We start from the raw sequence: 7905 nt of genomic DNA on the forward strand, positions 1-7905 counted from the left end.
CCGGCGCACCACACTGAGCAGATACTCCTTGCGGTGCAGCGGGTCGTGGTCGGTCCTGGCCCGCTCGGCCGCGGCGCCGGCGACCGGCCGGTAGCTGCCGAACGCCGATTCCAGTACGCCTTCGCCACCGGTCAGCCCCGGCAGCCGCTGTTCCAGCTCGTGCACGTGCGCGGCCGGGATCTCGCCCTCCAGCAGATACGAGGAGCCGTGCGGTACGGGGGAGCCCGGCGCCGCCCGCAGTCGCGCCAGGAGCGGCAGGACCACCCCGAAGGTGTCGGCGGGCACGTCGAGTTGGAAGTGGTGCATCGGCTCGTGCACCGTCGTGCCCGCCTGTTTCAGCGCGTCCATCAGCACCAGCGGGGTCAGATTGCGGAAGTCCCCGGACGTGCTCGACATGCTCTTGTCGAAGACCGCGTGGGCGTGGCTCTGCCGCGCCGAGTACCCGGAGTGGGTCATGGTCACCGTGCAGTCAGGGACCTCCCAGCCGTGCAGGCCCTGGCGCAGCGTCTCCCGTACGGTCTCCTCCACCGCCTTGATGAACGAGTACGGCATGGAGCCGAGTTCGACCTCCAGCCGGAACTCGACGCCGCTGCCCGCCGGGGCCGGGTCGATACGCAGCCCGACCGTGGCGAGGAAGGGATTGGGGTCCTTCCCGTTGAACTCGACCGCCGACCCGCTGGTGTCGGGCCGTTCGACGCAGATGGTCGTCGTCTCACGGAAGGCCACCTCCACGCCGAAGTCGTTCGCCAGGGTGGCCTCGATGACTTCCTTCTGGACCTCGCCGTAGAGGGAGACGGCGGTCTCCTGGCGGAGGTCGTCCTGGCGGAGGTTGATCAGCGGGTCCTGTTCGGCCAGTTGGGTCAGTGCGCCATGCAGGGTCCCCTTGTCGGCCGGACGGCGGGCGCTGATGACGGTTTCCAGGGTGGGCGGGGCGAAGTGGGCGGTGCGGGGGCCGGCGGGTGGCTGTCCTACGGCGTCGTCGATGCGGACGGTGGTCAGGCCCCGGACGCGGCCGATGCGGCCCGCGGTGAGGGTGTCGGTGCGCCGGTCGGTGCCCTGGTCGAAGACGGTCAGGGCGGTCACCTTGCCCTCGGTGCCGCCGCCGAGCGGGATCCGGTCGCGGGTGCGCAGGGTGCCGGAGAACATCCGTACGTAGGCGATCTTCTCCCCGGCCGGGCCGCGCTCGACCTTGAACACCGTCCCGGACAGCGGCCCCTGGGGGTCCGCCGGGGTGGTGGGGAGGAGGCGGGTGAGGCCGGCCATCAGGGCCGGCAGGCCCGCGCCGGTGATGGCGGAGCCGAAGAACACCGGGTGCACCTCACCGCGCCCGCTCTGCACGGCCAGCGCCTCGCGCAGCCGCCCGTACGACAGCGCCCGTTCGTCGGTCACATAGGCCGCCAGCAGCGCGTCGTCCCGCTCGGCCAGCACCTCAGCCAGTCGCGCCGTGAACCCCGCGTCAGCGGCGCCGTAGGGGCGTACCCCGGCGGCGCGGGTGCCCGCGCCGTGCACCGAGCCCGTCGCCAGTACGGCGGGGGTCAGTTTCCCGGCGATCTGGCGCAGTACCCGCGCTCCGTCCGCGCCGGCCCGGTCGATCTTGTTGACGAAGACCAGGGTCGGGATCCGCAGGCGCTTCAGGGCACGCATCAGCACCCGGGTCTGCGCCTGCACACCCTCCACCGCAGAGACGACCAGTACCGCGCCGTCCAGGACGCTCAGCACCCGCTCCACCTCGGCGATGAAGTCCGGGTGTCCGGGGGTGTCGATCAGGTTGACCGTGACCCCGTCCACGACGAACGAGACCACCGCCGACTTGATCGTGATGCCCCGCTGCCGCTCCAGCGCCAGCGAATCGGTCTGCGTACTGCCTCCGTCGACGCTGCCGACCTCGTCGATGACCCCGGCCGCGTGCAGCAGCCGCTCGGTCAGACTCGTCTTACCGGCGTCGACATGCGCCAGAATTCCCAGATTCAACGTACTCAACGAACGTCATGTCCTCTAGATAGGCGAAAAGAACCTTCTGGATGGGCGATGACGTTCCGCGCATGATCAACTCCTGGGTCGACGGCTGTTGCCGGGAGTACAACAGAGGCCCGGACGGGCCCGCAACCGATTTGCCGGTCGAGCGACAGATTCCGCTTCGGGCTCCGATCGGGCAGGCATCGGGCGCCAAGCGGGCAGTGATCTGCGCTACACACCCCCCTGTCAGCGGTGTGACCAGCACGGGTCCATCCTGCGGAACGGGCATGAACGGGCACAGTAGGTCCGGCGAAGAACCTGGTCGCAGTGGGGTTATTGCTTGTACAAACGACGCATGAGCCCGAACGGGTGCTGAAGGACAGCGGAGCCAGAGCCAGGGAAGTGTGTCGTGGACACCGACGAACGCCGACGAGAAATTCTTGAGATCGCCAGACGCGACGGGTCAGTGGAAGTCACCGCACTGGCCGCGAAGCTTCAGGTGGCCAAGGAGACGGTCCGGCGCGATCTCCATGTGCTGGAGGAGCACGGTCTCGTACGGCGTACGCACGGCGGCGCCTACCCGGTGGAGAGCGCCGGCTTCGAGACCACGCTCGCGGTGCGCACCACCCGGCTCGTACCGCAGAAGTCCCGCATCGCGGCCGCCGCGGCCGATCTGATCGGCGACGCGGAGACGGTCTTCGTGGACGAGGGGTTCACCCCCCAGCTCGTGGCCGAAGCGCTCCCGAAGGACCGGCAGTTGACGGTCGTCACCGCCTCCCTCGCCGTGGCGACGACGCTGGCCGACGCCGAGAAGATCGCCGTGTTGCTCCTCGGTGGCCGGGTACGCGGTTCCACCATGGCCACCGTCGATCATTGGGCGACCCGTATGCTCTCCGAATTCGTCATCGACCTCGCCTTCGTCGGTGCCAACGGAATTTCCCGTGAATACGGCCTGACCACACCGGACCCGGCCGTCAGCGAGGTGAAGGCACAGGTGATGCGCAGCGCGCGCCGCCGCGTCTTCGCCGGTATCCACACCAAGTTCGGCGCGGTGAGCTTCTGCCGCTTCGCCGAAGTCGGTGACTTCGAGACGATCGTGACCGACGCGGGGCTGCCGTCGGCCGAGGCGCAGCGCTACTCGCTGCTCGGCCCGCAGGTCATCCGCGTCTGAACCGCGGCGCCCCGTCCGATGTGACTCCCGTTCCCCGGCCGCGTGCGGCCGGGGGGGTCGGCACAGTACGCCCCTATTCCTGCCCCATCGAATGATCAGGAGAATTCCATGCCCCTCCAGGAACGACGACGTGGACTCTATGTGCGGGTGGGCGCAGGCGCCGCCCTGGCCGCGCTCCTCGCGGGGTGCAGCGGCGCGGGCGGCGGCGGCAGCTCGTCCGGCGGCGGCGACACGATCAATGTCCTCATGGTCAACAACCCGCAGATGGTGGAGTTGCAGAAGCTGACGGCGAGCAACTTCACGAAGGAGACCGGTATCAAGGTCAACTTCACCGTGCTGCCGGAGAACGACGCGCGGGACAAGTTCACCCAGGACTTCTCCAACCAGGCCGGCCAGTACGACGTCGCCACCATCAGCAACTTCGAGGTGCCGTTCTACGCGAAGAACGGCTGGCTGCAGCCGCTGGACGGCTACGTCGCCAAGGACAAGGCGTTCGACCAGGGCGACATACTCAAGCCCCTCCAGGAGTCGCTCACCGCGAAGGACGGCAAGCTCTACGCCGAGCCCTTCTACGGCGAGTCGTCGATGCTCATGTACCGCAAGGACATCTTCGACCAGAAGAAGCTCACGATGCCGCCCAACCCCACCTGGGACCAGGTGGCCGATCTCGCGGCCAAGGCCGACGGCGCCAAGCCCGGCCTCAAGGGCATCTGTCTGCGCGGTCTGCCCGGCTGGGGCGAGGTGATCGCCCCGCTGACGACCGTCGTCAACACCATGGGCGGCACCTGGTTCGACAAGGACTGGAACGCCAAGGTGAACTCCCCGGAGTTCAAGAAGGCCACCCAGTTCTACGTGGACCTGGTCCGCAAGCACGGTGAGGCGGGCGCACCGCAGTCCGGCTTCGCCGAGTGCCTCAACAACATGACGCAGGGCAAGTCGGCGATGTGGTACGACGCGACGTCCGGCGCCGGTTCGCTCGAAGCGGCCAACTCCCCGGTCAAGGGCAAGATCGGCTATGTGCCCGCGCCGGTGGACAAGACCAAGAGCTCCGGCTGGCTCTACACCTGGGCCTGGGGTGTGCAGAAGGCCTCCAAGAACCCGGACAACGCCTGGAAGTTCATCTCCTGGGCGTCCAGCAAGAAGTACGAGCAGCTCGTCGGCCAGAAGATCGGCTGGCCCAACGTGCCCGCCGGCAAGCGCGCTTCGACGTACGCCAACAAGGACTACCTGAAGGACGCGGGGGCGTTCGCCGACATCACCCAGAAGTCCATCGCCGGCGTCGACCCGAACAACCCCGGTACCCAGCCCCGGCCCACCGTCGGCATCCAGTTCGTCGACATCCCGGAATTCATCGACCTGGGCACCAAGGTCTCGCAGGAGATCAGCTCCGCCATCGCCGGTAAGCAATCGGTCGACCAGGCACTGGACAACTCGCAGTCGCTCGCCGAGAAGGTCGGCAAGGAGCAGCAGTGAGTACCTCTGTCGGAACACCGTCGCTGTCCCCGGCCGGCCAGGCGCACTCCCCTGCGCCCCGCACGGCCGGCCGGGGGCCGGGCACCCGGGCGCGAGCCTGGGCGACCCGCGCCCCGCTGCTGCCCGCGCTGATCTTCCTCATCGCGGTCACCCAACTGCCCTTCGTGGCAACGCTGCTGATCTCCCTCTTCGACTGGAACTCGCTCGCCCCCGACTCGCGGAGCTTCACCGGGTTCTCCAACTACGGCTCGGTGTTCTCCGACGCCGACCTGCGGGACTCGGTGTTCACCACGATCGAGCTGACCGTCACCGTCGTGCTGGCCAGCGTCATCCTCGGGCTGCTCCTCGCGCTGCTGCTCGACCGGAAGTTCATGGGGCGCGGCTTCGTCCGCACCCTGCTGATCACCCCGTTCCTGCTGGTGCCCGTCTCGGCGGCGCTGCTGTGGAAGCACGTGCTCTACAACCCCGAGTACGGTCTGCTCAACGGCGGCTGGGCCTGGTTCACCGGCCTGTTCGGCGTCGACAGCCCCGGTCAGCCCGACTGGATCTCGGAGATGCCGCTGACGGCGGTCGAGGTCGCGCTCGTCTGGCAGTGGACGCCGTTCATGATGCTCATCCTGCTCGCCGGGCTGCAGAGCCGGCCGCTCGACATCATGGAGGCGGCGCGGCTCGACGGCGCCAGCAACTGGCAGATGTTCCGCTTCCTGACCCTGCCGCACCTGCGCCGCTACCTCGAACTGGGCATCCTGCTCGGCTCGATCAACATCGTGCAGAACTTCGACGCGGTGTTCACCATCACGGCGGGCGGGCTCGGTACCGCCAACCTCCCCTACACGATCTACCAGACCTTCTACCAGGCTCACGAATACGGACTGGCGTCCGCCGCAGGAGTCGTCGTGGTGATCGGCACCATCATCGTCGCGACCTTCGCCCTGCGCGTGGTCTCGTCCCTCTTCAGTGAGGAGGCGAACCGCGCATGAGTACCCTGACCGCAACGGACGTCCAGCCGGCCGCCCCGGAGCGCCGGCGCACCAAGGCCCCCGTCGAACGCAAGGCCAGGCGGCGCTCCGCCTCGCTCGGCCTGCTGGCGTGGGTCGTCGGCGTCGTCTTCTGTCTGCCGGCCATCTGGATGCTGGTGACGTCGTTCCACTCGGAACCCGACGCCGCCACCAACCCGCCGTCGATCGGAGCCCCGCTCACCCTCGACAGCTACCGGATCTTCTTCGGCTCCGGCGGGGGCCCCAGCCCCTGGCCGCCGCTGATCAACTCGCTGATGGCGTCGCTGTTCTCGACGCTGTTCGTGCTCGTACTCGCGCTGCCGGCGGCGTACGCGCTCTCCATCAAGCGGGTGGAGAAGTGGACGGACGTCATGTTCTTCTTCCTCTCCACCAAGATGCTGCCGATGGTCGCCGGGCTGCTGCCCGTGTACCTCTTCGCGAAGAACGCGGGGATGCTCGACAACATCTGGCTGCTCGTCATCCTCTACACGTCGATGAATCTGCCGATCGCGGTCTGGATGATGCAGTCCTTCCTCGCGGACGTGCCGGTCTCCATCATCGAGGCCGCACAGGTCGACGGGGCCCGGCTGGTCACCATCCTGACCCGGGTGGTGGCGCCGGTCGCCGCGCCGGGTATCGCGGCCACCTCGCTGATCTGTTTCATCTTCAGCTGGAACGAGCTGCTGTTCGCCCGGGTGCTGACCAGTGTGAAGGCGGAGACCGCGCCCGTCTTCCTGACCGGATTCGTCACCAGCCAGGGGCTGTTCCTCGCCCAGCTGTGTGCCGCTTCGGTGGTCGTGTCCCTGCCGGTGCTCGCCGCCGGCTTCGCCGCCCAGGACAAACTCGTCCAGGGCCTTTCTCTTGGAGCTGTCAAATGAGGGCTGCGATCGTCGAGTCCGTCGGCAAGGTATCCGTGACGACGGTTCCCGATCCGACCCCGGGACCCAGGGACGTCGTCGTCAAGGTCGCGGCATGCGGCCTGTGCGGCACCGATCTGCACATCCTGCAGGGCGAGTTCGCGCCGACCCTGCCGATCGTCCCGGGGCACGAGTTCGCCGGGGAGATCGTGGAACTCGGCTCCGACGTCACGGAACTGGCCATCGGCGACCTCGTCGCCGTCGACCCTTCGCTGTACTGCCACGAGTGCCACTACTGCCGGATCGGCCGGGGCAATCTCTGCGAACGCTGGAACGCGATCGGCGTCAGTAAACCCGGCGGGGCCGCGGAGTACGCGCTCGCGCCCGTGGCGAACTGCGTCAAACTGCCCGACCACATCAATGTGAAGGACGCGGCGCTCATCGAACCGCTGTCGTGCGCCGTGCGCGGCTACGACGTGCTGAGCAGCACGCTCGGCGCCGAGGTGCTGATCTACGGCTCGGGCACGATGGGGCTGATGATGCTGGAGCTGGCCAAGCGCACCGGCGCCGCCAGCGTCGACATCCTCGACGTCAACCCGGAGCGGCTGACCACGGCGACCAAGCTCGGTGTCTCCCGGTCGGCCGCCTCGGCGGACGAGCTGGAGACGGTGCGCGGCTGGGACTTCGTCATCGACGCGACCGGCAACGCCGGCGCCATCCAGGACGGACTCGGCAGGGTCGCCAAGGGCGGAACGTTCCTGCAGTTCGGGGTCTCCGACTACGCGACGACCGCGCTCATCGAGCCGTACAAGATCTACAACCACGAGATCACCATCACCGGCTCGATGGCGGTGCTGCACAGCTACGAGCGGGCGGCTGCGCTGTTCGCCTCCGGTGTGCTCGACCCGGCCGTCTTCATCAGCGACCGGCTGCCGCTGGAGCAGTACCCGCAGGCACTCGATAAGTTCAAGGCGGGCCAGGGCCGGAAGATCGTGGTGGAGCCATGACCCAGGACGCGGGGCCCGCACCGGGTCCCGGGGCCGTCCTGGTCCTCGGGGAGGCCCTGATCGACCTGGTGCCGGCGCCGGGTGAACCGGGCACCTACCGGGCCCAGCCGGGCGGCGCCCCGGCCAACGTCGCCGACGGTCTGGCCCGGCTGGGCACGCCCAGCTGGTTCGCCGGTGCGCTGGGGGCCGACGCCTTCGCCCGTACGCTCGAACAGCGGCTCGTCTCCGCGGGCGTACGGCTCGACCTGTGCGCGCGCTCCCCGCTGCCGACGGCGCTCGCTGTCGCCGACCCGGGCCCCGACGGCACCGGATACCACTTCCATCTGCGGGACACCGCCACGTTCCGGATCCCCGCGCACGCCACCGACGTCGGCCTGTTCGGCGCGGTGTACGTGGGCGGCCTCGCCGCCGTCGTCGAACCCGCCGCGACAGCGGTGGCCGCC

Annotated in this window: 7 protein-coding genes; 6 read left to right on the forward strand and 1 reads right to left on the reverse strand. The window is 68.7% G+C overall.

Features of this window, described 5'->3' with window-relative positions:
• Positions 1 to 1980 (reverse strand): TetM/TetW/TetO/TetS family tetracycline resistance ribosomal protection protein (locus HY68_RS27110; protein ID WP_041993552.1); only part of this gene is annotated, 1980 nt, incomplete at its 3' end.
• A 385-nt stretch (positions 1981 to 2365) separates the two neighbouring features.
• On the opposite strand from HY68_RS27110, the gene HY68_RS27115 reads away from it, so the two are divergent.
• From HY68_RS27115 to HY68_RS45515, 6 genes are all read left to right on the forward strand, one after another.
• Positions 2366 to 3127: a DeoR/GlpR family DNA-binding transcription regulator gene (locus HY68_RS27115; protein WP_041993555.1), complete on the forward strand. Its 762-nt coding sequence runs from the start codon at positions 2366 to 2368 to the stop codon at positions 3125 to 3127.
• Between the two features lie 108 nt (positions 3128 to 3235).
• The gene (locus HY68_RS27120; RefSeq protein ID WP_041993557.1) at positions 3236 to 4600 is read left to right on the forward strand and encodes a sugar ABC transporter substrate-binding protein; all 1365 of its coding nucleotides are present in this window, start codon (positions 3236 to 3238) and stop codon (positions 4598 to 4600) included.
• Positions 4597 to 5580 carry a sugar ABC transporter permease gene (locus HY68_RS27125; protein WP_041993559.1) on the forward strand — a complete coding sequence of 328 codons (984 nt, stop codon included), beginning with the start codon at positions 4597 to 4599 and terminating at the stop codon, positions 5578 to 5580. The genes HY68_RS27120 and HY68_RS27125 overlap by 4 nt, the downstream gene beginning before the upstream one ends.
• Positions 5577 to 6476: a carbohydrate ABC transporter permease gene (locus HY68_RS27130; protein ID WP_041993562.1), complete on the forward strand. Its 900-nt coding sequence runs from the start codon at positions 5577 to 5579 to the stop codon at positions 6474 to 6476. Before HY68_RS27125 ends, HY68_RS27130 begins: the two co-directional genes overlap by 4 nt.
• Positions 6473 to 7462 carry a zinc-dependent alcohol dehydrogenase family protein gene (locus HY68_RS27135; protein ID WP_041993564.1) on the forward strand — a complete coding sequence of 330 codons (990 nt, stop codon included), beginning with the start codon at positions 6473 to 6475 and terminating at the stop codon, positions 7460 to 7462. The genes HY68_RS27130 and HY68_RS27135 overlap by 4 nt, the downstream gene beginning before the upstream one ends.
• Positions 7459 to 7905: PfkB family carbohydrate kinase (locus tag HY68_RS45515; RefSeq protein ID WP_041993566.1), on the forward strand; the 447-nt coding region annotated here is incomplete at its 3' end. The genes HY68_RS27135 and HY68_RS45515, both read left to right, overlap by 4 nt.

The sequence above is a fragment of the Streptomyces sp. AcH 505 genome (assembly GCF_000818175.1).
Taxonomy (GTDB): domain Bacteria; phylum Actinomycetota; class Actinomycetes; order Streptomycetales; family Streptomycetaceae; genus Streptomyces.

What these genes read in the sequence shown, in the direction of transcription:
- HY68_RS27120 (WP_041993557.1), top strand. Translation starts at nt 3,236, where the DNA reads ATGCCCCTCCAGGAACGACGACGTGGACTCTATGTGCGGGTGGGCGCA.
- HY68_RS27130 (WP_041993562.1), top strand. Translation starts at nt 5,577, where the DNA reads ATGAGTACCCTGACCGCAACGGACGTCCAGCCGGCCGCCCCGGAGCGC.
- HY68_RS27135 (WP_041993564.1), top strand. Translation starts at nt 6,473, where the DNA reads ATGAGGGCTGCGATCGTCGAGTCCGTCGGCAAGGTATCCGTGACGACG.